General features: G+C 40.5%; 22 protein-coding genes. 13 read left to right on the top strand and 9 right to left on the bottom strand.

The genetic code is table 11. The features are described 5' to 3' along the window. Positions 1 to 10: 10 nt before the first annotated feature. The gene (locus D0T56_RS06395) at positions 11 to 1,102 is read left to right on the top strand and encodes a GDP-L-fucose synthase (protein WP_163319419.1); all 1,092 of its coding nucleotides are present in this window, start codon (positions 11 to 13) and stop codon (positions 1,100 to 1,102) included. Positions 1,103 to 1,145: 43 nt separating this feature from the next. Continuing rightward, on the top strand, positions 1,146 to 2,288 hold the full coding sequence (locus tag D0T56_RS06390; protein ID WP_163319307.1) for an OmpA family protein: 1,143 nt from the start codon (positions 1,146 to 1,148) through the stop codon (positions 2,286 to 2,288). A 100-nt stretch (positions 2,289 to 2,388) separates the two neighbouring features. On the opposite strand, the gene D0T56_RS06385 is transcribed toward D0T56_RS06390, so the two are convergent. Then, the gene (locus tag D0T56_RS06385; RefSeq protein WP_163319306.1) at positions 2,389 to 3,027 is read right to left on the bottom strand and encodes a flavin reductase family protein; all 639 of its coding nucleotides are present in this window, start codon (positions 3,025 to 3,027) and stop codon (positions 2,389 to 2,391) included. A 69-nt stretch (positions 3,028 to 3,096) separates the two neighbouring features. Next, on the bottom strand, positions 3,097 to 4,260 hold the full coding sequence (gene fucO / locus D0T56_RS06380) for a lactaldehyde reductase (RefSeq protein WP_163319305.1): 1,164 nt from the start codon (positions 4,258 to 4,260) through the stop codon (positions 3,097 to 3,099). 204 nt (positions 4,261 to 4,464) lie between these two features. On the opposite strand from fucO, the gene D0T56_RS06375 reads away from it, so the two are divergent. The 3 genes from D0T56_RS06375 (at position 4,465) to D0T56_RS06365 (ending at position 6,332) form a co-directional block, all read left to right on the top strand. Then, complete coding sequence (locus D0T56_RS06375; RefSeq protein ID WP_163319304.1) at positions 4,465 to 5,043, top strand: DUF177 domain-containing protein; 579 nt, start codon at positions 4,465 to 4,467, stop codon at positions 5,041 to 5,043. Positions 5,044 to 5,093: 50 nt separating this feature from the next. Beyond that, positions 5,094 to 5,279, top strand: a complete 186-nt coding sequence (rpmF, locus tag D0T56_RS06370) for a 50S ribosomal protein L32 (protein WP_163319303.1) — start codon at positions 5,094 to 5,096, stop codon at positions 5,277 to 5,279. A 69-nt stretch (positions 5,280 to 5,348) separates the two neighbouring features. Further along, complete coding sequence (locus D0T56_RS06365; protein WP_163319302.1) at positions 5,349 to 6,332, top strand: beta-ketoacyl-ACP synthase III; 984 nt, start codon at positions 5,349 to 5,351, stop codon at positions 6,330 to 6,332. 80 nt (positions 6,333 to 6,412) lie between these two features. On the opposite strand, the gene D0T56_RS06360 is transcribed toward D0T56_RS06365, so the two are convergent. Together D0T56_RS06360 and lon are read right to left on the bottom strand one after the other, a co-directional pair. Then, positions 6,413 to 7,840, bottom strand: coding sequence for a hypothetical protein (locus D0T56_RS06360; protein WP_163319301.1), 1,428 nt, complete (start codon positions 7,838 to 7,840; stop codon positions 6,413 to 6,415). Between the two features lie 314 nt (positions 7,841 to 8,154). After that, on the bottom strand, positions 8,155 to 10,632 hold the full coding sequence (gene lon / locus D0T56_RS06355) for an endopeptidase La (RefSeq protein ID WP_163319300.1): 2,478 nt from the start codon (positions 10,630 to 10,632) through the stop codon (positions 8,155 to 8,157). A gap of 87 nt (positions 10,633 to 10,719) precedes the next feature. Here lon and D0T56_RS06350 point away from each other — a divergent pair, with 87 nt between their 5' ends. Continuing rightward, positions 10,720 to 11,436: a tRNA1(Val) (adenine(37)-N6)-methyltransferase gene (locus tag D0T56_RS06350; protein WP_163319299.1), complete on the top strand. Its 717-nt coding sequence runs from the start codon at positions 10,720 to 10,722 to the stop codon at positions 11,434 to 11,436. 343 nt (positions 11,437 to 11,779) lie between these two features. Here D0T56_RS06350 and aroC read toward each other — a convergent pair whose 3' ends face one another. The 3 genes from aroC to D0T56_RS06335 all read right to left on the bottom strand — a co-directional run bounded on the left by aroC (position 11,780) and on the right by D0T56_RS06335 (position 13,854). Continuing rightward, on the bottom strand, positions 11,780 to 12,847 hold the full coding sequence (aroC, locus tag D0T56_RS06345) for a chorismate synthase (RefSeq protein WP_163319298.1): 1,068 nt from the start codon (positions 12,845 to 12,847) through the stop codon (positions 11,780 to 11,782). A 117-nt stretch (positions 12,848 to 12,964) separates the two neighbouring features. Beyond that, entirely contained in the window at positions 12,965 to 13,162 is a 198-nt protein-coding gene (locus tag D0T56_RS06340) for a hypothetical protein (protein ID WP_163319297.1), read from the bottom strand. Positions 13,163 to 13,254: 92 nt separating this feature from the next. Further along, positions 13,255 to 13,854: a YigZ family protein gene (locus D0T56_RS06335; RefSeq protein ID WP_163319418.1), complete on the bottom strand. Its 600-nt coding sequence runs from the start codon at positions 13,852 to 13,854 to the stop codon at positions 13,255 to 13,257. 254 nt (positions 13,855 to 14,108) lie between these two features. Between D0T56_RS06335 and carA the strand changes: the two genes are divergently transcribed. From carA to coaA, 7 genes are all read left to right on the top strand, one after another. Then, the gene (gene carA, locus D0T56_RS16715; protein WP_255491081.1) at positions 14,109 to 15,179 is read left to right on the top strand and encodes a glutamine-hydrolyzing carbamoyl-phosphate synthase small subunit; all 1,071 of its coding nucleotides are present in this window, start codon (positions 14,109 to 14,111) and stop codon (positions 15,177 to 15,179) included. A 15-nt stretch (positions 15,180 to 15,194) separates the two neighbouring features. Further along, positions 15,195 to 18,413 (top strand): carbamoyl-phosphate synthase (glutamine-hydrolyzing) large subunit, encoded by a 3,219-nt coding sequence (gene carB, locus D0T56_RS06330; protein ID WP_255491080.1) that lies wholly within the window; start codon positions 15,195 to 15,197, stop codon positions 18,411 to 18,413. 149 nt (positions 18,414 to 18,562) lie between these two features. Further along, a complete protein-coding gene (proB, locus tag D0T56_RS06325) occupies positions 18,563 to 19,660 on the top strand; it encodes a glutamate 5-kinase (RefSeq protein WP_163319296.1) in 1,098 nt (365 codons plus the stop codon). 9 nt (positions 19,661 to 19,669) lie between these two features. Then, positions 19,670 to 20,926, top strand: a complete 1,257-nt coding sequence (locus D0T56_RS06320; RefSeq protein ID WP_163319295.1) for a glutamate-5-semialdehyde dehydrogenase — start codon at positions 19,670 to 19,672, stop codon at positions 20,924 to 20,926. 37 nt (positions 20,927 to 20,963) lie between these two features. Beyond that, on the top strand, positions 20,964 to 21,149 hold the full coding sequence (locus tag D0T56_RS06315) for a hypothetical protein (protein ID WP_163319294.1): 186 nt from the start codon (positions 20,964 to 20,966) through the stop codon (positions 21,147 to 21,149). A gap of 68 nt (positions 21,150 to 21,217) precedes the next feature. After that, complete coding sequence (locus D0T56_RS06310; protein ID WP_163319293.1) at positions 21,218 to 22,171, top strand: N-acetylornithine carbamoyltransferase; 954 nt, start codon at positions 21,218 to 21,220, stop codon at positions 22,169 to 22,171. A 13-nt stretch (positions 22,172 to 22,184) separates the two neighbouring features. Beyond that, on the top strand, positions 22,185 to 23,126 hold the full coding sequence (gene coaA / locus D0T56_RS06305; RefSeq protein WP_163319292.1) for a type I pantothenate kinase: 942 nt from the start codon (positions 22,185 to 22,187) through the stop codon (positions 23,124 to 23,126). Between the two features lie 34 nt (positions 23,127 to 23,160). On the opposite strand, the gene D0T56_RS06300 is transcribed toward coaA, so the two are convergent. Beyond that, positions 23,161 to 25,395: a bifunctional (p)ppGpp synthetase/guanosine-3',5'-bis(diphosphate) 3'-pyrophosphohydrolase gene (locus D0T56_RS06300; protein WP_163319291.1), complete on the bottom strand. Its 2,235-nt coding sequence runs from the start codon at positions 25,393 to 25,395 to the stop codon at positions 23,161 to 23,163. A gap of 148 nt (positions 25,396 to 25,543) precedes the next feature. Next, positions 25,544 to 26,110 carry an elongation factor P gene (gene efp / locus D0T56_RS06295; protein ID WP_163319290.1) on the bottom strand — a complete coding sequence of 189 codons (567 nt, stop codon included), beginning with the start codon at positions 26,108 to 26,110 and terminating at the stop codon, positions 25,544 to 25,546. Positions 26,111 to 26,310: the final 200 nt, after the last annotated feature.

Raw genomic sequence — 26,310 nt, 5'->3', positions numbered from 1 at the left:
TTTAGGTATGATTGACAAAAATGCTAAAATATATTTGGCCGGACATCGAGGATTAGTCGGTTCGGCGATATTGAAAAACCTGAAAAACAGGGGATACACAAATTTTGTATTACGTACACATGAACAACTGGATTTGACTGATCAAGAAGCAGTTGCAGAATTTTTTAGAACAGAAAGACCTGATTATGTTATTTTAGCAGCGGCTAAAGTTGGAGGAATTATAGCGAATAATACATATAGAGCAGATTTCATTTATGAAAATTTGATGATACAAAATAATGTCATTCATCATTCGTATCTGAATAATGTGAAAAAATTAGTATTTTTGGGCAGTACATGCATATATCCAAAGCATGCGCCACAGCCAATGAAAGAAAACGAATTGTTGACGTCACCATTGGAATATACGAACGAGCCGTATGCAATAGCAAAAATTGCAGGCATAAAAATGTGTGAAAGTTATAATATTCAATATGGAACAAATTTTTTGGCCGTAATGCCAACTAATTTATACGGGCCCAATGACAATTTTGATTTAGAGAAATCACATGTTTTGCCGGCAATGATTCGCAAAACACATTTGGGCAAATGTCTTCACAATGATGATTGGATAGCGATTCGCAAAGATTTGGACCGTCGTCCGGTTGAAGGCATAACAGGAAACAGTGAGAAAGATTCTATTATCTCAATTTTGGATAAGTACGGAATACGTAAAGCCGATGACGGGTATGCCCAGATAGAATTGTGGGGAACCGGAAAGCCTATGCGGGAGTTTCTTTGGAGTGAGGATATGGCTGATGCAACTGTTTTTATAATGGAGTCGGTGAACTTTTCGGATTTAACAAGTGTTATAAAAAGTAAAGAAATCCGGAATACTCACATAAACATTGGCACGGGCGAAGAAATATCGATTAAAGATGTTTCAACATTGATAAAAAAAATTGTAGACTATGAAGGTTCGATTGTTTTTAATACAAATAAACCCGATGGAACAATGAGAAAGTTAACGGATGTCACAAAGTTGAACTCGCTGGGATGGAAACACTCGGTTGAAGTACAGACCGGACTGAAGAAACTTTATGAATGGTATATTGATAATTAAACTAGAATTATAAGTGTTTAACTATATTAATTAAAAAGTGATTATGAAGAAAGTAGGTTTACTTTTATTTTTGAGTTTGGCAATCTTTTCGATGTCAGCTCAGGATGCACCTAGTGGGAAGACCGCATTTGTACAAAACGGTTTTTGGTCAAATTGGTTTATCGGAGCAGGTGCTAAAGGAAATGTTTATGTAAATGGAGCATTTAAAAATGCCGATTTATTGAGTACGCCATCTCTAGGAGGCGAATTCTTCGTTGGTAAATGGTTCTCTCCAGTATTCGGAGCCCGTTTAACAGTTGAAGGTGGAGGTTTGCACCCATTCTATGATGGATATCCAGACAAAAAGGATGTTACTATGGGACACCAAGAATATTTGGCTGGTCACGTTGACGCGATGGTTAACTTGACTAACTTCTTCTGTGGTTACAAACCAGGTCGTTTCTATAATTTCATTCCTTATGCTGGTATCGGTGTAGGTCATGGATTTAAAAATGAGTGGAAAAAATGGGATAATAACTCAATTTTCTTCAGTGCAGGTCTTATGAACACATTCAGACTGTCTAACAGATTCTCATTCTTCTTGACTATCGGTGGATCAATTGTTGACGATCAATTTGATGGTAACGAAGGTGGTGACTGGAACTGGGAAGGTCTTGCTCAAGGAACAGCAGGTTTTACAGTTAACTTAGGTAAAACTGAGTGGGCTCCTGCAACACTTTGGGATCAAGGTTTGATCGACGATTTGAACAGAACTATCAACAGCCAACAACGTGAAATTGACGATTTGAAAAAACGTCCAACTCGTTGTCCTGAAGTTAAAACTTGTCCTCCATGTGTAGAAAAAGAAGTTGTTACTGTTGGCGAATTCAATCCTAATGTTGTATTCTTCCGTATGGGTAGCGCAGTTATTGACAAAAACCAAGAAATCAACGTTTACAATACTGCTGAATACATGAAAGCTAACTCTGACGCTAAAGTTAAGGTTGTTGGTTATGCAGATAAGAAAACTGGTTCTGCATCAAGAAACATGGTACTTTCTGAAAAACGTGCTAAAGCAGTGGCTAACGCTCTTATCAACAAATATGGTATCAGCGAAGACCGTGTAGCAGTAGAATGGAAAGGTGCTTCAGAGCAACCATACGAAATCAATGAATGGAACCGTGTAGCAATCGTTTTTGCTGACTAATTCCTCGTTCATTTAGATAATACAGAGAAAGGCTGTCCATTGTGGACAGCCTTTGCTGTTTTTATATTGAGACGTAATTTGTCTCGTTTGACTTTTATTATTATTTATCCTTTTTCCAGACACCTACAATTTCTCCGAAATATAAGTTGTGAACCCCCGGTTCTTTACTATACCATTGATCAGCAACGGTTTTGTCGGTTATGTTTTTGGGGTCGATAGGTTGAGACAAGAGTTTCTTACATTCAATTATCATATATGCTTCTTCGAAAGCCATAGCACCCGATGGCATCTTCAAGGGGGTGAGTCCCACTTCCTTGATTTTATCGCTGTCTCGGCCTGACTTACTGCCTAGTGTCTGCAATTTGTCTTTATAACCCTCTTCGTAAAACGAGATTGTATAGACCGGTTCGCGCTGCAAAAACTCGAAAGTATAGCGAGAATCCCTGATTGTCATGAATGCAATAGGTTTTTGCCAAATGGTTCCGAATCCGCCCCAACTTGCAGTCATGGTATTGAACGAAGATTCGTTTCCGCCGGTGACTAACATCCATTTGTCGTTGATTAAGAATAGATTGTCTGAGATATTACTCACCGTGTCTTTAGCAAATCCATTGTAAAGATCTTTGGGTTGTTCAGAGTTTGCAGCCTTTTCTCCTCGATCCTGACTGTCTCCTTGGGGTGCTTTGGTGCAAGAGGCAACAAGACTTAGCATTGTTGCGAATAAAAAAAATTTCCTCATGATTTTGTCAATTTAAATGTTTGTTAAACAGACAAAAATAAGGAAATTTTTCAATTTCCTAAGTGAGTATCAATATGCTGTATTGTATATTTCTGCAATATCTTCAACCGATGTTGGCCTTGGATTACCTCCTGTGCATACATCGTTGAAAGCGGCAAGAGCCAAGATGGATTGTATATCTTCTCTTTTTACACCTATTTCGTTCAATTTTTGAGGGATGTTGACACTTGCCGAAAGCTCTCTCACTGCGTCGATTGCAGCTCTCACGCCTTCTTCTTGTGTCATATTTTCAGTGTTTTTCACACCCATAGCTTTAGCTATATTCAGATATTTAGGAGCTGCCTGAGAATTTGCATTGTATTCCATCACATAAGGCAGCAACAAAGCACATGCCACTCCGTGAGGCGTGTCGTACAGGGCACTAAGCGGATGCGCCATTGAATGAGCGATACCCAAACCTACATTGGAAAATCCCATTCCAGCTATGTACTGTGCCAAAGCCATTCCTTCCCGTGCTTCTTTGCTGGTGGGATTATCCACCGCATTCTTAAGATGCTTGCTAATCAGTTCGATAGCTTTATATTCCAACATGTCAGACATTTCCCATGCCCCCGGAGTGATATACGATTCGATGGCGTGCGTAAGGGCATCCATTCCGGTTGCAGCAGTCAGGCTTTTAGGCATTGAGTACATTAATTCCGGGTCAACGATAGCTACGGTTGGTATATCATTAGGGTCGACACAAACCATTTTCCGCTTTTCCGTTTCATCGGTTATCACATAATTGATAGTAACCTCGGCGGCAGTTCCTGCGGTTGTAGGCAGAGCAATAACGGGTACAGACCTATTTTTTGTATCGGGCGTTCCTTCAAGCGATTTTACATCATAATGTTCCGGGTTATTAGCCACAATACCAATACCTTTGGCCGTGTCGATAGCCGATCCGCCACCCAAGGCAATGATAAAATCGGCTCCCGATTTTTTATAAGCGTCAACCCCTTGTTGAACATTTTTGATAGTCGGATTTGCTTTTATTTCATCATAAATTTCGTATGGAATGGAAGCGTTATTCAATACTTTTTCAATTTCGGCAGCTACTTTGAACTTTACAAGATCTTTGTCTGTAACAAGTAAGGCTTTTTTGTAATTCCGACGTTTCACCTCTGCAGCAATTTCATTTCTCGACCCCGCGCCGTGATAGGATGTTTCATTCAGTACAAAACGGTAAGACATAGTAAATTTGTTTTTTTAAGTTAATAGATTTTGAGTTATAGCAATTTTCTTGCCTCACGAAGTTAGTATAAGACATAATTTTTGCTCTTTACAGATTGATTTTATTACTTTGCATATTGATTCTTGTTATAAAGATTCGAGAAAATGTGGAAAAACTGAAAAAAGTTCTTATCTTTGCGTCCATTCTTTTAAGGATAATCGGTTGTGGGAAAATTTACTGTTTATAATATACCATTAAAAGGCTTATCGGAAGGAATCCATTCGTTTGATTTTTTATTAGATAAAAAGTATTTTTCTGATATTAGCGATGGAGAGTCTGATATAAAAAGAGGTGATGTTCCTGTTAAACTTACAGTGAAGAGGGTAGGTTCCACCTTTGAAATGAGCTTCGACCTTTCGGGAGAAGTCATAGTGCCGTGCGACAGATGTTTAGACGATTTGTCTTACGAAGTTGCGGTTCAGAACAGGCTATTCGTGAAATTTGGGAAAGAATATTCCGAAGAAAGTGACGAAATAGTTGTTATTCCCGAAGATGAAGGCGAAATAAATATAGCTTGGTTTCTTTACGAATTTGTGGCTTTAAGTCTGCCCGTAAAGAAAGTGCATCCTCCCGGAAAATGTAACCGGATGATGTCGTCTAAGTTGAACAAGCATAAAGCCTCGAGCCCCGATGATGAAAGCGGAGATGAAGATTCGGATGTAGACGTTGACTACGAAGATGATTCGTCCGGAGACGTAGACCCACGTTGGGACGCTTTGAAGAATTTGAATACAGAAGAATAAATTAGATAAAAACGATTATAAAACGAAATTAAAAATAAAATTATAAAAAAATGGCACATCCTAAACGAAGACAATCGAAGTCTAGATCAGCAAAAAGAAGAACTCATGATAAAGCGGTAGCACCAACATTGGCAGTATGCCCTAACTGCGGAGCATGGCACGTATTTCACACTGTGTGTGGCGAATGTGGCTACTACAGAGGTAAAATAGCTATCGAGAAAGAGGTTGCTATTTAATGCCCATAAGCAAGTAAAAGCCCTAAAACAAAATTTTAGGGCGTTTTTTTAATTAAGATACAAACTACAATGATTCAAGCCGCAATAACAGGTGTTGGAGGTTATGTACCGGAAGACGTGATTACGAATGAAGACATAGCTAAGATTGTCGACACAAGTGACGAATGGATAACTTCACGTGTAGGTATTAAAGAAAGACGGGTTCTTAAGGGTGAGGCAAAAGGAGTTTCGGTTATGGCTGCAGAGGCCGTAAAGCAGCTTCTTCAAAAAACAAATACAAAACCGGAAGAAGTAGAAATACTGATTTTTGCTACATCAACTCCGGATTTTATATTTCCATCGGCAGCAGCAATGACTTGCGAAGCATGTGGCATAAAAAATGCTTTTGGCTTTGACGTTCAAGCAGCTTGTGCCGGTTTTATTTTTGCCCTTGAAACCGGATCTAACTTCGTAAGATCAGGAAAATATAAAAAAGTAATAGTCGTTGGCGGAGACAAAATGACTGCCATAACTAATTATACAGACAGAACTACCTGTCCGCTTTTTGGCGATGGGGTAGGGGCTGTTATGTTGGAGCCTACGGAAGAAAATGTGGGTGTAATGGATAGCATACTGCATGTCGATGGCATTGGTATAAATCATCTGCACATGCGTGGAGGAGGTTCTGCTCATCCGGCTTCAGTTGAAACGATTGAAAAACAGATGCATTATGTTTATCAGGAAGGACAAGTTGTGTTTAAACACGCTGTGTCGAAGATGGCAGATGTATCGGCAGAGATAATGGAGCGTAATCACTTGTCGAAAGATGATGTTGCGTGGTTTGTTCCACATCAGGCAAATTTACGTATTATTGACGCTGCAGCCAATAGAATGGGTTTGTCATCGGACAAGGTGATGGTGAACATTCATAAATACGGAAATACCAGTGCGGGAACCATTCCTTTGTGTTTATGGGAATGGGAAGACAAACTGAAAAAAGGCGACAATATAATACTTGCGGCTTTTGGTGCCGGTTTCACCTGGGGTTCAATTTATTTGAAATGGGCCTATTAAAAAAAAAGTCTGATCATAAATAATTAAAAAAAGCGTATTCTATAAATTTAGAATACGCTTTTCTTTTGGGTATGAATAAGTTACAGGGTAACTTTTATGCTTTTTGATTGGTCGTTCGACGTAATTTGTACAATATAACAACCATTGCCTGTAACATCGAAATATTCCAAGGAATTGTCAACAATCTTCGACCGCATCAAAATGCCATTCATTGTATAAATGTTTACCTTGCATCCGGAAGCACCTGACACAACAATCTGTTTATTAGATGTATATGCGGATGCGTTGATGGACGAAAGCTCGTTATCGTCAATTCCGCTATCTTCTTTTATTTTACCAACCCCTGCATACGCTTTCAGAATGGCAGGAATATCTTCAGCTTTGTCTAATACGGAAGAATAGTTATAATGGTTGGACGGAACAAAATCGGTTTTTGTAAATGATTCGCTGCTACTTAAAAGTTCGGGAGAACTTCCATCAATATTGGTATATCCATCAGGAAGCCTTTTGCATCCATTAAAAATATTGTCTATCAGTGTCGCTTTGCCAGATTCAGACGATTTTCCGAAAACAGGCTTCTTACAATTTTCAAAATAACATGCTTCGACATAAGCGTGACTGTTTACACGAACTTGCAAACCATCTTCACATCCATACTGATAATTGTTAAAGTAGTGATGTTGTCCGAAACGAAGTAAAGGCAGGCGCGAACCTTTAATGTTCTCGAAGAAGTTGTGATGCAATGTTGTTGTACGGTTATACTGGTCTGATCCTCCTTTTCCGAATAGGCATGCTTTTGAGTGGTCGTGGAAATAACACCACGATATGGTAACATACTGTACGTCATTCTTTATGTCGATCAGTCCATCATAACGGTCTTTGTTCGCATAGTCATCTTCGGGGTTGTAGTTGTAAAACTCACAATGATCTATCCATATATTCCTGCAATATCTGCTCGATGAAGGGAGGTTGTCGTCATCGGCCTGAATACCGATACAATCAGGGTCGCCAAGCAAAACCTCGGCTCCGTTTCTGAACCCGACAATCTTGTTTTCGTCCGATTTACTGATCGGCACATTTTGCAGGGTTATTTTTAAATTGCGAATAATAATATTGCTTTTGCATTGCACGTTGATGCCTATGCGGCTTAATGTGGCATTGGCTCCAATACCGATCAGCGTTTTGTTTGAACCTAGTTTTATCACTTCTCCGTATGTGGTTTCTGTTCCTGAAGAAGCAATCTTTCCGTCGTTGTCGATATAGGCTTTGATGCCTGTGTTTATTTCGCCCTCTACTTGAATGACGTAAGGAGTGCTTGGGTCTTCCGCATATTTTTTCAGGTCGGCAAAGGTGCTGACTTTTACTGTTTGACCGCCTTCTCCTCCGGTTGTGCCTCCGTTAAGGGTGGCAAAACCGATCATAGAAAAATCGGGGGTAGATGCTGTTGTGTTGTTTGTTGTTAAGAGAGAGACTGCTAAGATAAAGCAGCTAAGTAAAATTTTTCTCATATATTATGGTATTTGATTAAATGTGAAACCGTCTAGACTTTTTCGTTTTATTCAATTTTGTCATCCTGAGAGTATCGAAGGATCTGTTTTTTAGATGTTTCACTACGTTCAACATGACAAAAACTCAAAAATTAAGTATAATTTAAAAAGTCTAGATGACTTCTGTAAATATTTTCTCTGTAACAAAATTAGGGATATCGAAATAAAAAGATTCGCACATTTTGACCAATTGGGTGGAATAAATGATTTAGTTTTATAAAAAAATAATGAGGCACATGATTATGCGCCTCATTAACAACGGGTATTGCTCGTTTTTAGTTTTTGGTATCTTCTATACTTAAATCAAGAGGGTCTTTCACTTTTTCTTTGAGCAGTGCAATGTCAAGAACTTCTTTTATGTCGGAGACGAAGTGAAACTTCAATCCTTTCAGGTATAATTCCTTGATTTCGTCAATGTCTTTCTTATTGTCTTTGCTCAATATAATTTCCTTGATTCCGGCGCGTTTGGCAGCCAATATCTTTTCACGTATCCCACCCACCGGCAATACTTTTCCTCTCAAAGTCATTTCTCCGGTCATAGCCAGATTGGCACGAACTTTTCGTTGAGTGAAAGCCGATGCAAGCGAGGTAACCATTGTGATTCCGGCCGAAGGTCCGTCTTTTGGTATGGCTCCTTCCGGCACATGGATATGTACGTTCCAGTTTTCCAACACTTCGTAAGGTATCCCGATATATTCGTTATGAGAACGGATATATTCCATAGCCAACATGGCAGATTCTTTCATCACATCCCCCAATTTTCCGGTTAAGGTTAGTTTTCCGCCCTTACCCTTACTTAGCGATGTTTCTATAAACAATATTTCTCCGCCGACGGCAGTCCATGCCAATCCTGTCACAACTCCGGCATATTCATTGCCCTGATATGCGTCTTTGGTGAAGATGGGTGCGCCCAGATAATCTTGCAGATCGGAAACCTCCAGTGTTTTTGAGTATTCTGCTTTTGTTGCAACTTTCAGAGCAACCTTTCTCATCAGTTGAGCCAACTTCTTATCCAACGCCCTGACTCCCGATTCGCGGGTATAGTCTTCAATTATTTTTTCGATAGTCTTTTTGGGTATATCTATGGCATCCGCTTTCAAGCCGTGGTTTTCCAATTGTTTAGGAATCAGGTGGCGACGGGCAATTTCTATTTTTTCTTCAATGATATATCCATTCACATCAATCAGCTCCATACGGTCGAGCAAGGGTTGCGATATGGTCGAAATATTGTTGGCGGTTGCAATGAACAGCACTTTCGACAAATCGTAATCAATGTTCAGGTAATTGTCGTGAAAGGCAAAGTTTTGCTCCGGATCTAACACTTCAAGAAGCGCCGAAGACGGATCGCCACGGAAATCGTTGCCAATCTTATCTATTTCGTCCAACACGAACACAGGATTTGAAGATCCGGCTTTCTGTATGTTCTGTATTATTCGTCCCGGCATTGCGCCTATGTATGTGCGGCGATGTCCTCTGATTTCAGATTCGTCGTGCAATCCGCCGAACGAAACACGCACGTATTTTCTGTTCAAGGCTTCGGCAATTGATTTACCGAGAGATGTTTTTCCCACCCCCGGAGGTCCGTAGAGACATATAATGGGCGATTTGAGGTCACCTTTCAGTTTCAAAACCGCCAGGTGCTCTATTATACGTTCCTTCACTTTTTCCAAACCGAAGTGATCCCTGTCTAGTGTTCTTTGAGCATTTTTCAAATTGAAGTTATCTCTCGTACACTCGTTCCAAGGCAAGTCTAGCACGGTTTGTATATACGAAAACTGTGTCGAATAATCGGGCGATTGAGGGTGAAGCCGTTCAAGTTTACTGATTTCCTTTTCAACGGTTTCGGCAATATTTTCGCTCCATTTTTTTTGATGAGCCCTGATACGGAAAGCATCAATATCTGCTTGCTGTGGATTCCCTCCAAGTTCGTCCTGAATCGTTTTTATTTGTTGTTGAAGGAAATATTCTTTTTGTTGTTGGTTCAGTTCTTCGCGGGTTTTCATCTGGATGTTCATCTTCATTTCCATCATTTGAACCTCACGATTGAGAATCATCACCAATCTGTATGCTCTGTCTCTTTCGTTGTCGATGTTCAACAACTCTTGTTTTTCTGCGCCCGAAACAGGTAGGTTTGTACAGCAGAAGTTTACCAAAAGAGGAGACTTGACTATGGAATTCAGCCTTTGCACAAGTTCTTTCGGTGGTTCGCCATACATTCTCAATATCTGCATCGAGAGGTCGAATATAGACTCAAGCAACAGGTTATATTCTTTGTCGTTGATAGGTGCGGGAATAGTATCCCTTATCGAGAATCTTGCCCTCAAATAAGGTTTCACCTGTGTTGCTTCTTTCACATCGAAACGATCTTTCCCTTGAAAAATAACGGTTATCGATTCTTCTCCGGGAAATTCTATCACGCGCAAAATTTCGCCGATCACTCCAACCGAGTGAAGATCTTCCAAAGCAGGATCTTCCGTTTCAGCGTCTTTTTGGCATATCAGACCGACATAACGTCCTTTTTTCTTATTCAGGCTTCGTATCAGTCTCAACGATTTTGTGCGGGCAACGGCAATAGGTTGGCTCGTACCCGGAAATATCACAGTGTTGCGAAGCGCCAAAATAGGAAGGTCGTCTTGTAGGTCTTTGGGGTCTACATGAATTTCCGATTCATTGATATCGCCTGAAACAAAGGATATTACAGGGTCGGAAGTTTCGTCGATATTCAGAAAATCGTATTTTTTGTTTTTTGACATATTCTATTTTCGTTTCGAGTGTTTATATTCTATGCTGTAAAATTAAATAATTGCATTATTTTTGAAACATTGTAAATAACAAATTCTATGCCAAATACGTATTTTCGATTTAAGCAGTTTACCGTTTGTCATGAAAAGTGCGCGATGAAAGTAGGAACGGATGGGGTTCTGCTTGGCGCGTGGACCGACGCCGACAGTTGCCAATCTGCGCTTGATGTGGGTGTGGGTTCGGGTCTTGTGGCATTAATGCTTGCCCAACGATATCACAACCTTGTCGTTGATGCCATAGATATAGATAAAGATGCAGTGGATCAGGCTATTGAAAATGTGACAAATTCGCCTTTCAGCCATATCAATTGCTATCACGCTTCGTTGCAGGATTGGGCAAAGGTTTGTGATAAAAAATATGACCTGATTGTATCCAATCCTCCTTTCTTTTCATCCTCCCTGAAATCGCCGAAACATCAACGTACATTGGCTCGCCACACCGATTCGTTGCCGATGGAGGATTTTATACCAATAGTAGAATCTATTTTATCGGATGCGGGCAGATTTTCATTTATTTATCCATATTCAGAAAAAGCATTGTTGTTAGAAATTGCGGATAGATACCACCTGAAGGCTTCCCGTATCACGAATGTATTGCCTAAAGCAGGGGTGTCCCCGAAACGGGTTTTGATGGAATTGAGAAGAAAACCGACCGAGAATATTGTTTCTGAAAATGATCTTATAATAGAAAAAGACAGGCATATTTATACTGACGAATTTACCGGATTGGTAAAGGATTTTTATTTGAAAATGTAGATATGTTATAACAAAAGAGTTAGTTTATTTTGTACAATATCTTTCCAGTAGGGTGTGTGTCAAAAGTAAATTTCAATGTCTTTTTGTCATCCTGAACAAAGTGAAGGATCTGTTTTTAGAAAGTACAGATTCTTCGTTGCACTCAGAAACAACGTTCGAGGAGCGAAGGCGACTCAATGACAAAAATCAGTAACACTTTGATAGTGCAATCTTACTTTTGACACCCTCGATATTATTGACACGAGGGCATAAGATTTTACGCCCCCTACTTTCGGGCAGACCAGAGGCCTGCCCCTACATTTTCATTTTCAAAAATATGTGAAAAATAAACCAATATTTTCAACTACTGATTCGCTTTATTCAGTAAATAATAGTCGAGAATTGTCATAGCTGCCATTGCCTCCACGATAGGAACTGCACGGGGCAATACGCATGGGTCGTGCCGGCCTTTAGCGGTGAGTCCGGTATTTTCACCATTTTTATTCACTGTATTTTGTTGCATCAAGATTGTAGCCACCGGTTTGAAGGCTGCACGGAAGTATATATCCTGACCGTTTGAAATACCACCCTGAATACCACCCGAATGGTTTGTAGTGGTAACAATTTTTCCATTTTCGTTGACAAAAACATCGTTCACTTCCGAGCCTCGGTGGTCAACATCAAATCCGTCGCCATATTCAAATCCCTTCACGGCATTAATACCCAGAATGGCAGTGCCCAAAGCCGCATGCAGTTTGCCGAAAACAGGCTCGCCCAATCCCACGGGAGCACCTTTTATGACACAAGTGATAACTCCGCCGATGGTGTCTCCTTTCATTTTCACTTCACCTATCAGGTCTATCATTTCCTGTGCCTTATCAAGATCGGGACATCTTACGGGAGTTTCTTCAATCAGGCTCAGGTCGTACGCTGTATATTGTTTTTCCAGTTTCACGTGCCCTACCTGCGATGTGTAGGCGGTGATAGAGATATTCAACTGTTTCAATGCCAGCTTGGCAATGGCTCCACCAACACAACGGGCAATGGTTTCTCGCGCCGAAGATCGTCCGCCTCCACGATGGTCACGAATACCGTATTTTTTCTGATAAGTGTAATCGGCATGCGACGGGCGATACAAGTCTTTCATGTTGTCGTAGTCGGAAGAATGTTGGTTTGCATTGCGAACTATAAATCCGATTGGTGTACCTGTAGTTTTTCCCTCGAAAATGCCCGAAAGAAATTCTACCTCGTCGGCTTCTTTTCGTGGAGTTGTAATTTTCGATTGTCCGGGACGACGACGATTCAGTTCGTTCTGAATAAAGTCCATGTCTATTTCTATGCCCGATGGACAACCGTCAATCACCCCGCCGATGGCCACACCGTGCGATTCGCCGAAAGATGTTAGCCTGAATATATTACCAAATGTGTTCATTTCTTCTTATCACGTAAAATTTCAGAAACAAAGATAACTCATTTATGTAGTAGCGGAAACAAAATATCCCAAATTACTTAAAGCAATTCGGGATACTTATGTTTATTTTGTTTTCTATTATTGTTTATTTGTGCCCAATCGGCTTCCGATAAGGAATAAAATTGCGCCAACAACCGTAATCGCTATTTTTATTATCCATGCTATACCATCGCCCCATGTATATATCCAAACTAATACAGACGGCACACGGTCAACAAAGTCTAATACGATTGCTAAAATACCAATAATAAACAAAAAAGAACCAATGCTTTTCATAATTAATTGAAGTGTAAATAGTTAATAAATAGTTATGTAAAATTTATACTTTTGTCTAGTTTTCGGGGGCAAATATATATATTTTTGTCGAGTTATATTTCGGGAAAATTGAGACTTTCGACTTTCGACAGCCTGTTTTTCAACAAATCGAATTGAGCTTGCCTAATCTGTAATGTCATGTAACAATCCATGTCGTACGATTGGTTCAGTATTGTTGCCTCCATGTCTTTTACAATCTTCATCACATCGTTCATGAAAGGGTATTCGAATGAAAATGATATGGAGCAATCCACCGTTTTTGTTACAATCTCAGCACCTTCTATGGCTTCGGCGGCAGCACTTCTGTACGATGTGATCAGTCCGCTGGTTCCTAGCTTTATGCCCCCGAAATATCTTACAACAAGAACAAGTATGTCTGTAAGTTCGTTCGAATTTATTTGTCCCAGAATCGGTTTGCCTGCTGTGCCCGAAGGTTCGCCATCGTCATTCGACCTGAACTCTGAACGATCAGCACCCAGCACATAAGCCCAGCAGATATGGCGCGAATCGTAATATTCTTTTTTATACTTTTCTAGTTCACTTTTCACATCGTCGACCGATTGAATAGGGATGGCGTAGGAAATGAATTTACTTTTTTGTTCCGTAAAAATGGCTTTTGATAGTTCTTTTATGGTTTTGAAGGTATCATTCATTGTCAAAGGAGTAATCAATATTTCGAAAGCAAATATAACTATTTTAAACGTAATTATTTTTTGCAATCGAAAAACATTTACTACTTTTGTACTTCAGATATTCACAGAGTATTTGAATGGCAAAAATGACACAGCAGAAAATATATCATATCGAAAGCAGAAAGGACGGATTTTTATAATCTTGTCCTTTTTTTTTGCCCAAGAAAAATGTAATATCCAAATCATTTGTCAAACAATAATAATTCTATCGCAAAATGCATGCAGACAAACCTGTTCGACTGATTCTTGATGATGGTACAATCTTCGAAGGAAGATCGTTCGGTGCAGAAACACCGGCAGCCGGAGAAGTTGTATTCAACACGGCAATGGTTGGTTATCCCGAAAGCCTTACCGATCCTTCCTATCTGGGGCAAATCCTTACAGTGACATTCCCCCTTGTTGGAAACTATGGCGTTCCCGAAAACACCTTTACCAACGGGATCTCAAATTTTTATGAGTCGGAAAAAATTCAAGTCCGTGGACTGATCATCTCCGATTATTCTCACGAATATTCGCATTGGAATGCCCAAAAAAGCCTTGGCGAATGGCTCAAAGAAAGCGGCGTTCCCGGAATATACGGGATAGACACCCGCGAGTTGACCAAATTGCTTCGTGAAAAAGGTTCGATGAAAGGTAAAATCGTCTTTGCTGATGAAAACGAAATAGATTTTATCGACCCGAATCTTGAAAATCAGGTAGCTAAGGCCAGTTGTAAGGAAGTTATCACATACGGAAACGGAGAAAAACGAGTGGTCTTGATAGATTGTGGCGTGAAACATAACATATTGCGTTGCCTTCTGAAACGGGATATCACGCTGATACGTGTACCGTGGGATTATGATATTTCGCAGATAGAATATGACGGATTGTTTATATCGAACGGTCCCGGAAATCCTGATTTTTGCGAGATAACAGTACAAAATATCCGAAAAGCGATGCAAAATGACAAGCCAATCTGCGGAATTTGCATGGGGAACCAGCTTCTTTCGAAAGCGGGAGGAGCCACAACATATAAACTGAAATACGGGCATCGCAGCCATAACCAGCCTGTCAGGATGGTGGGCACAGAGCGGTGTTTCATCACCTCGCAAAATCATGGCTTTGCAGTATCCAATGCTTCGCTGGGTGAAGAATGGGAACCCCTGTTTCTGAATCTGAATGATGGAACAAACGAAGGAATCAAGCATAAAACAAAGCCGTTCTTTTCGGCACAGTTTCACCCCGAAGCCGCCAGTGGCCCCACTGACACAGACTTTTTGTTCGACTTGTTTATTGAGAAACTCTAAAAAAATTATCACATCATGGATATAAATATAAAAAAGGTACTGGTACTTGGTTCGGGAGCTCTGAAAATAGGTGAGGCGGGAGAGTTCGACTATTCCGGTTCGCAGGCATTGAAAGCCTTGAAAGAAGAGGGTATCGAAACGATACTGATAAATCCGAATATCGCAACCGTTCAAACATCGGAAGGCAGTGCCGACAAAATATATTTCTTGCCAATCACTCCTTACTTTGTAGAGAAAGTGATTAAAAAAGAAAAACCGGAAGGCATTTTGCTTGCTTTCGGAGGGCAAACGGCGTTGAACTGCGGCGTTCAGCTTTTCGAATCGGGTATTCTGGATAAATACAACGTGAGAGTGTTGGGTACTCCTGTTCAGGCGATTATGGACACGGAAGACCGTGAGCTTTTTGTGAAGAAACTAGACCAGATAGATGTAAAAACCATCAAGAGTATGGCTGTGGGCAGCATTGAAGATGCCGTGAAAGCAGCCGACGAACTGGGTTACCCCATCATTGTGCGTGCGGCTTATGCTTTGGGCGGATTGGGTTCCGGGTTTTGCAATGACGAGCAGGAACTGAGGGCATTGGCCGATAAAGCCTTATCATATTCATCGCAATTGCTTGTCGAAAAATCGTTGAAAGGCTGGAAAGAAATAGAATACGAAGTTGTACGGGACAAATACGATAACTGCATGACTGTCTGCAATATGGAAAACTTCGATCCTCTCGGAATCCATACAGGCGAGAGCATCGTTGTTGCGCCATCGCAGACATTAACAAACTCGGAATACCACAAATTGCGTGAGATAGCCATTCGCATTGTCCGTCACATCGGCATTGTGGGCGAATGTAACGTTCAATATGCTTTCGACCCCGAATCGGAAGATTACAGGGTGATAGAAGTGAACGCACGTCTCAGCCGTTCTTCGGCTTTGGCATCGAAAGCAACAGGCTATCCTTTAGCGTTTGTTGCGGCAAAATTAGGACTTGGTTATGGCTTGTTTGAACTGAAAAATTCTGTAACTAAAAGTACCAGCGCATTTTTTGAACCGGCTCTGGACTATATTGTGGTGAAAATTCCTCGTTGGGATTTGGGTAAATTTCATGGAGTATCTAAAGAAATCGGTTCGAGCATGAAATCCGTTGGTGAAATTATGGCAATCGGACGGACATTTGAAGAAGCCATTCAAAAAGGCCTTCGCATGTTGAATATAGGTATGCATGGATTCACAGGGAATAAAGCCCTTGAAACAGAAAATATTGACGGAGAACTGACAAACCCCACCGATAAGCGTATATTCTTTATTTATCAGGCGTTTGAGAAAGGTTATGATATAGATAAGATACACGATCTGACCAAGATAGACCGATGGTTTTTGCAAAAATTGCATTACATATACAAGTGTTCGGAAGAATTGAAAAGTTTTGATGATATACAATCACTGCCACTTCAACTGCTTCGATCAGCCAAACAAATGGGCTTCTCCGATTTTCAGATTGCCAAAACCATTTGCAAGGAACCATCATTGATAGACAATATCGTTCCTGAAGTCAGGGCAATAAGAAAGCGGAACGGAATAGTTCCGGTTGTGAAACAAATAGATACTTTGGCGGCAGAATATCCGGCTCAGACAAATTATTTATACTTAACCTATAACGGAACGGCCAACGATGTAAAATATCTGGGCGACCATCGTTCCGTTGTTGTTTTAGGTTCGGGAGCATACCGTATAGGTTCGTCCGTAGAATTCGACTGGTGCTCGGTAAATGCCTTGCAAACAATACGTAAGGAGGGGTATCGCTCGGTGATGATCAACTACAACCCCGAAACGGTATCTACCGATTACGATATGTGCGACCGCCTCTACTTCGACGAGCTGACCTACGAAAGAGTGATGGACATCATAGAACTGGAAAATCCTCATGGGGTGATTCTGTCGGTTGGCGGGCAGATACCCAACAACTTAGCTATCCGTTTGGATGAAGCAAAAGTGAACATTCTGGGAACAACCGCACAGAGCATTGATAATGCGGAAGACAGGCACAAGTTTTCGAGTATGCTGGATAGGATAGGGGTTGACCAACCCCGATGGAAAGAACTTTCAACTCTGTCCGATATTAAAGATTTTGTTGCAGATGTAGGTTATCCGGTTTTGATTCGTCCATCTTATGTGCTTTCGGGTGCTGCGATGAATGTCTGCTCTAATGATGAAGAGTTGGAAAACTTTCTGGGACTGGCTGCCGAAGTTTCTAAAAAACATCCTGTTGTGGTGACTGAATTTATAGAAAATGCAAAAGAAATAGAAATTGATGCAGTTGCCAACAAAGGGGAGATTGTGATGTATGCAATATCGGAACATGTTGAGTTTGCGGGAGTTCACTCAGGAGATGCGACAATACAGTTTCCGGCGCAGAGGCTTTATGTAGAAACTGTGAGGCAGGTGAAAAAAATTGCCCGGAAAATAGCACAGGAATTACAGATATCAGGACCTTTCAATATGCAATTTCTGGCTAAGAATAACGATATCAAAGTGATAGAGTGTAACCTTCGGGCGTCACGCTCGTTTCCTTTTGTGTCTAAGGTTTTGAAGATCAACTTCATTGATTTGGCAACACAAGTTATGCTCGGAAAGCATGTGGAAAGACCTAACAAAAATGAGTTCGATTTCGACTATGTGGGCATTAAGGCTTCGCAGTTTTCGTTCTCCCGCCTGCAAAAAGCCGACCCTGTTCTAGGTGTCGACATGGCTTCCACAGGAGAAGTGGGATGTATAGGTGATAATTTCTACGATGCTATGCTAAAGTCGATGCTTTCGGTTGGTTATCGCATCCCGAAGAAGACGGTGTTGTTCTCGACAGGGCCTGCAAAGTCGAAAGTTGAACTGTTGGAAGCTGCCCGCTTATTGCACCGTAAAGGGTATGAACTATATGCTACGGGTGGTTCACAGAAATTTCTCGAAGAAAATGGTGTTCCGTCTACGCAAGTTTATTGGCCGTCGGAGGATAAAAAGCCGAGTGCTTTAGAGATGATTCGCAACAAAGAAATAGACATGGTAGTGAATATTCCTAAAAATTTCACTTCCAGCGAGTTGAATAACGGGTACAAAATTCGCCGAGCTTCTATTGATTTTAATATACCTTTGCTCACGAATTCACGTCTTGCGAGCGCATTTATACAAGCCTTTTGCAAAATGAATGTAGATGATATCGAGATCAAGGCGTGGAACGAATACGAATAATTGATAATCTGATTATGACCTCAAAACTTTTTTGGGAGAAAAGATATTTAAATTAAAACCCGGAAGGCATTCTTTATGGATGCCTTTTGTGCTTACTTTTTTGCGGGTTCTTACAAAATAATTAACTTTGTGATGCTCGTTTAATCATTATGAAAGCTAAAACAAAAGAACTCCGACGAATTGCTATCAAGATAGGAAGCAACGTACTCACCCGAAAGGATGGAACGCTGGATGTGACAAGAATGTCGGCTCTGGTAGACCAGATTGCAGAACTGCGCAAATCGAAAATAGAAGTCATACTGATATCTTCGGGGGCTGTTGCTGCGGGTAAAACCTCTATCCGACCCAAAAATAAAATAACGGATGTTGTCTCAGCACGTCAGCTCTATTCGGCGGTGGGTCAGGTAAGGCTTATCAGTCAATACCTTACACTTTTCAGTCATCATAATTTAGTTTGTGGACAAGTTTTGGCAACAAAAGAAGATTTTTCTACACGCAGGCATTACCTGAATCAGCGAAATTGTATGTCTGTGATGCTCGAAAATGATATTATTCCCATCGTAAACGAAAATGATGCAATATCCGTTAACGAGTTGATGTTTACGGATAATGACGAACTATCGGGATTGGTGGCGGCAATGATGAATTGCAACAAACTGATTATATTGAGTAATATTGATGGAATATACAACGGACACCCTGACAATCCTGATTCCCGGGTGATAGAAGTTGTTGATACGAAAAAAGACAAAATAGAAGAATTCATACAAACTTCGAAGTCGACTGCCGGAAGGGGCGGTATGCAAACAAAGTACAACATAGCCCGGAAGATTGCCGAAGAAGGCATTGAAGTGATTATAGCAAACGGAAAAAAAGACAATATCCTCATTGATTTGCTTTCGGATAAAGAAATAGTTTGCACTCGTTTCAAGGCTTCATCGAAAGAAATGTCGAACGTGAAAAAATGGATAGCACACTCGGATAGTTTTGCGAAAGGCGAAATTCATGTGAATGAGTGTGCCAGACTTGTTCTCATGGGCGATAAGGCGGTGAGTTTGTTACCGGTTGGGATAACAAAAATCTCAGGTAATTTTGAAGAAGACGATATCGTGCGTATTTTTGATGAAAAAGGCAATCAGATAGGCATTGGAAAAAGTTCGTTTAACAGCACGAAAGTGAGCGAATTGATAGGAAAAAGTAATGTTAAACCAATAATACACTACGATTACTTATACATAGATAAATAAATTACTAAAATGGACGATGACACCAAACAACTGTTAGAAGCAGCACAGGTAGCAAGCCGCAGCCTGATTTTGTTGAAGGAAGAAGAAATTAACAACATTCTTGAAGCCATTGCAAAGGAAACCGAGTCAAAAATCTTTTACATCCTTGAAGAAAATTCGAAAGATCTTCAACGCATGGATAAGGAAAACCCGAAATACGACAGGTTGAAACTTACGGAAGATCGTATCAAGGGGATAGTTAGCGACATTCGCAATGTTGTATCCCTGCCCGGTCCTGCCGGACGGATCTTGGAAGAAAAGACTTTGCCGAATGGCCTTCACCTGACAAAAAAAGCAGTCCCGTTCGGAGTAATCGGTATAATTTTCGAAGCACGCCCGAATGTTTGTTTCGATGTGTTTTCATTGTGTTTCAAATCGGGAAATGCTTGTGTGCTGAAAGGTGGTTCGGATGCCTATTTTTCTAATCGGGCAATTGTAGAAATTATCCGTAACGTGCTTGACGAACATGGTTTGAATCCAAACATTTGTGTCTTGCTATCTAATGACAAAGAGGCAGTAAAGGAACTTCTCGGCGCACGTGAATATGTGGATGTAATTATTCCCCGTGGAGGTCAATCGCTGATAAATTTTGTTCGTGAAAATGCCCGTATACCTGTGATAGAAACAGGTGCAGGCGTGTGTCACACTTATGTGCATAGCAGTGGCAATAAAGATTTTGCCAGAAACATTGTCTATAACTCAAAAACTCGCCGGGTAAGTGTATGTAACACATTAGATTGCCTCATTGTAGACAAAGATAGGTTGCCTGACTTATATTATATTTGCGAAGAACTGAAGAACGATAATGTAACCATTTACGCCGATAAATATGCCTTTGAAGAACTGAAAGGAAAATATCCTGAAAATCTTCTGAAAGAGGCTGTTACAGAAGATTTCGGAACCGAATTTCTTGATTATAAAATGGCAATAAAAACAGTTTACAGCATCAATGAAGCCATAGACCATATAACTGAATACGGATCGAAGCACAGTGAAGCTATAATTGCCGACGACGAATCGGCCGTTCAACTCTTCCAATCGCTTGTTGACGCCGCATGCGTTTATGCAAATGCTTCAACGGCATTCACCGATGGCGCACAATTTGGCATGGGGGCTGAGATAGGTATCAGCACACAAAAACTTCATGCACGTGGTCCGATGGCTCTCAATGAGTTGTGCAGCTATAAATGGATTGTCGACGGCAACGGGCAAACCCGAAATCCATAAAGGCTACAAACCTTTTGGATGCTTTAATTTAAACTTAATGAAGAAGAATAGAAATAAGAAAAAGACAAAAATAACTGTTCAGGATTATATAAAAGCAGTGAAGAAAGCCAATAGAGACATTCAGATGGAGTCTTCTATTGGTTGGTCTTCTGTCACTAAAGTGCATAAAAGCAAAAAAATATACGACAGGAAAAGAATTAAGAAGGATCATTCGGAAGAATGATTCTTTTTAATTATAACCATTCAACATAAAAAACTAAATTTGTCTCCGATTACATAAATAGAAAACGAATGAGAACATACACCAACGTCAAAGATCTGGGCGATTTGAATCTCGCCGTAAAGGAAGCCCTTGAAATAAAGAAAAACAGGTATGCATACAAGCACCTTGGCGAAAACAAGACCCTGTTGATGGTCTTTTTCAATTCAAGCCTCCGCACTCGGCTGAGTACTCAAAAAGCAGGGATGAATCTGGGTATGAACACCATAGTTCTTGACATCAATCAGGGAGCCTGGAAGTTGGAAACCGAAAGAGGTGTCATTATGGATGGCGATAAGACGGAGCATATTCTCGAAGCCATTCCTGTGATGGGTTCTTATTGCGATCTTATTGGTGTACGTGCATTTGCACAATTCGAAAATAAAGAATACGACTACAACGAAACCATATTGAATCAGTTTATACAATACTCAGGTAAACCTGTTTTCAGCATGGAAGCCGCAACGGGGCATCCTCTGCAAGCATTTGCCGACCTGATTACGATTGAAGAATATAAAAAAACAAATCGTCCGAAAGTAGTGCTCACGTGGGCTCCCCATCCTAAGGCGTTGCCTCAGGCCGTGCCTAATTCTTTCGCCGATTTTATGAATGAAGCGAATGTCGATTTTGTTATCACACATCCCGAAGGATATGAGCTTGACCCTAAGTTTGTTAGGGGAGCTAAAGTTGAATACGATCAGGATAAGGCTTTAGCCGGAGCCGACTTTGTTTATGCAAAGAATTGGGCGGCATACACAGATCCCAACTACGGTAAAATATTGAGTAAAGATCGTAGCTGGACTATTTCTTCTGAAAAAATGGCTCTGACTAACGATGCCTATTTCATGCATTGCCTGCCGGTTAGGCGCAATATGATCGTGACTGACGACGTGATTGAAAGTCCTCGATCCATTGTGATACCGGAAGCGGCAAACAGGGAGATCTCTGCCCAGACTGTTATAAAAAGAATGCTCGAATCTCTATAATTTAGAATACTATATGAATTCAGTACCTGACAGTCCATACATGACGTTTACTCGTGATAAGTGGGCTGCCCTTCGTAAATCCGAGCCACTCACACTGACAGAAGAAGACTTGAGTGAATTAAAGGGTATCAACGAAGAAATCTCAATAGATGATGTGGAAGAAATCTATCTTCCTTTGTCCCGGTTGCTCAGCTATTATGTAGATGCAACCACAAGCCGTCAAACGGCAACAATGAAGTTTCTGGGCGAGGAAAACAAGAAGGTTCCCTTCATTATCAGTATTGCAGGAAGCGTCTCGGTAGGAAAAAGTACTACGGCACGTGTTATGCAGGCTTTGCTTAGCCGGCAGAAAGAACATAACAATGTAGCACTTATCACAACCGATGGTTTTCTATACCCCAATGCCATTTTGGAAGAAAAGGGTATAATGCTGAAGAAAGGTTTCCCCGAATCTTACGATATACATGGTTTGTTGCAATTTGTGATGGACATAAAGTCGGGAAAACCGGAAGTGACGGCTCCCGTTTATTCCCACCTGACTTATGACATTGTAAAGAATGAGCAAGAGGTTATAAAACAGCCTGATATACTGATAATTGAAGGCTTGAATGTATTGCAGAGCGGTATGGACTATCCCCAGAGTAAACCTCGTGTATTTGTATCCGACTTTGTGAATTTTTCGATTTATGTGGATGCCGACGAAGAATTACTGGAAGAGTGGTATATTTCCCGTTTTATGAAGTTCAGGCAAGGAGCCTTTACCGATCCGAAATCTTATTTTCACTCATTTGCCCAATTGCCTGAAAATCAGGCCGAAAAGATGGCAAAAACTGCATGGAGGGAAATAAACAGGAAAAACCTGAGGAAAAACATTCTTCCCACGCGTGAACGAGCCAGCCTGATAATACACAAAACAAAAAATCATACGGTTGATTATGTGAAACTTCGCAGATAGCATTACTCCTTAATGCTATCTGCGAAATTGAAAGCTACATGAGCCGGGTAATTTGCTTTACACCTTTCACCGTCTTCATTTTCTTCATCAATCCATCCAATACTTGCGTATTATTCAGTGTGACAGACAGGTTGCCTTGAAATATACCATCATTCGATTCTATATTGATTGATCGTAACAAAACGCCGTTTTCTTTCGATATGATTGATGTGAGGTTGGTTACAATACCAATATCGTCCTGACCCACAACACGTAAGGTCACGGTATATGCCGAACCAAATTTTCCCGACCAACGGGCAGGGATAACCCGATAGGCAAAGCGAGAAAACATATCGTGGGCATTGGGGCAGTTGCTCCTGTGAATTTTGATTCCATGCGACGACACAAAGCCGAAAATTTCATCTCCGTATATTGGGTTACAGCATTTTGCCAATTGATAATCAATACCTGTCAAGTCTTTATCAATAATCAGTTCGTCGGTAGCCTTTGCCGCCATATCTGTTTGCTCGGCAGGGTGCATAACAAACTCCTCTGCACTGACAACATCGTGCTTATCCCTGACATCAGCCTCTTTTTTCTCCAGTTCCGCATAACCATCTATCACATGGTTAACGTCCAGCGATTCGTCTGCAATGGCTTGATAAAAATCGGTCACAGTTTTGTACCCCATTTTCTTTATCAGACGCATTAAGACACCCTCGTCTTCTTCTATTTTCCGATTTTTGAACCGCCTTTTCAACAATTCCTTGGCATAATCGACTTGCTTATTCGCCTCTTCTTTCAAACTTTGGCGAATCTTATTCCTTGCCTTCGACGTGGTTACAGAGTTCAGCCAATCACGTTTCGGGGTTTGATTGGGTGAGGTTATTATTTCAATCACATCCCCATTATTGAGTCTGTGACGAATGGAAACGATCTTCGTTTTATCTCCTTTAATCAGTTTTCCGGAAGTACACGTAGAACCGACCTTCGAATGTATGGAAAAGGCAAAATCGAGTACTGTTGCGCCTTTGGGCAATTTGTGCAAATCACCTTTGGGTGTGAAGACATATATTTCTTCGTCGTATAAGTCGAGCTTAAAATCTTCTAGCTTTTCGGTTACATTTAGGTTTCTGTTTTCAAGGGTTTCCCTCAGGTTTGTCAACCAGTCATCCAGATTCGATTGACTTTTCACCCCTTTGTATTTCCAATGTGCCGCCAGTCCACGCTCGGCTATTTCGTCCATTCTTTTGGTTCTGATCTGGACTTCTACCCATCGGGAGTCTTGCCCCATAACGGTGGTATGCAGCGATTCGTATCCATTGGTTTTGGGTATCGACAACCAGTCTTTCATCCGTTTCGGGTTGGGCTGATATAAGTCCGTCACAATGGAATAGACCTGCCAGCATTCCGATTTTTCTTTCTCCATACTCGAATCTAAAACGATTCGTATGGCAAATAAGTCATAAATAGACTCAAAGTCTATTTTTTGTTTTTTCAATTTATTATTGATGGAAAATATAGACTTGGTGCGCCCTTTTATATCATACTTCAACCCTGTGTTTTTAAGCATTTTATCAATCGGGGCAATAAATTCGGCTATATATTTGTCACGAGATTCCTTACTTTCGTTTATTTTTCGGGAAATGTAATCGTACGATTCCCTGTCGGTATATTTCAGATATAAATCTTCCAGTTCCGACTTTACTTTATACAACCCCAATTTGTGAGCCAATGGTGTATACAGATACGAAACTTCCAAGGCAAGCCTTAAGCGGAATTTTTCATCCAATTGTTTCGCCGATCTCATCAGAAACAGCCTGTTGGCTATCATAATGAGAATGACCCGCATGTCTTCGGCAAACGACAACAGAAGGCGCAAATAGTTGTCAGATCCAAGTGTCGGCTGATTTGAATCCAGATTCCTTACTTTTTTCAAGCCATTGACAATGGTCATGACATCGGGGTCGAAGTGTTTGCAAACTTCAGCTTCTTTGTCAGGATTGGATATGATTGAAAAATATAGCATTATGGCCAGAATGGATGTATTTTTCAGTCCCATTTCGTTTACCACAATGAGGGTTGTATTAACACTCACATCCGAAATATTGAATCCGTATTCGTCCGTAACGCCTGTTTTCGCATCTTTTTTTATTACGGGATAAACATATTTTTTCAATTTCTCAATTTCCTCCGGCGAGAGGTTGTTTTTCAATGCCAAGAAAAACTGTCTGTATTGTGTTAGGGAAATACCTTCTGATCTTTTACCTTTTGCCTCTACCTGTGCCATCTCCGTCGATATAAATTAATGCCATAAAAGTACAATAATTAGAGAAAATTGTATTGTTATGAGCATTTAATTATACATAAATACTATAAAAACAGAAAAAGCCGAACAAATGATCGTCCGGCTCTTTAATATATTTTGTGTGAAAGTTTTAACTTCTCACTCTTTCCACATAAGAACCGTCCTTTGTGTTAATTTTTATTTTTTCACCTTCATTGATGAACAGAGGAACACGAACTTCGGCGCCTGTTTCCACCGTTGCGGGTTTCATCGCATTGGTTGCCGTATCACCTTTTATACCCGGCTCGGTATATGTAATTTCAAGGATAACGTTCTGAGGAAGCTCCGCAGTCAACACAGTTTCGGTTTCGGCATGCACCTGCACTTCCACCATATCTCCTTCTTTCAGGAAAGCAACTCCTTCTATCTGATTTTCAGGAATAGAGATTTGCTCGTATGTTTCGGTATTCATGAAATTGTATCCCATTTCATCTTTATATAGGAACTGATAAGGGCGTCTTTCTATGCGCACCTCGTCAAGTTTAACTCCCGCATTGAATGTTTTTTCAAGAACACGTCCTGTGGTAACACTTCTCATTTTTGTACGTACAAAAGCTGCGCCTTTACCGGGTTTTACGTGCAAAAATTCGATAATTACAAAATATTGACCGTCGATGTCAATACACATTCCGTTTCTTATATCAGCCGTAGTAGCCATAAGTAATTCTTATTTATATGTTTACATTTATAATTTATTTCGCGTGGCAAAGATAGTAAAAAAGCAAATAGAACGAAATACAGAAATAAATAAATAATGCCAAACGGTATTTGTATTTCAATACCTAGTTAACCCGTAGTGCATTTAAGAGTTTGATGTTAACTCATTTATTATAAGATTTATATCCGCTTTGTCATTTT

Origin of the sequence: Dysgonomonas sp. 520 (assembly GCF_010501095.1) — a bacterium.
Lineage (GTDB): Bacteria > Bacteroidota > Bacteroidia > Bacteroidales > Dysgonomonadaceae > QVMP01.
Note: the sequence above shows the minus strand (reverse complement) of the source record. Positions and strands in the feature narration are given on the sequence as shown.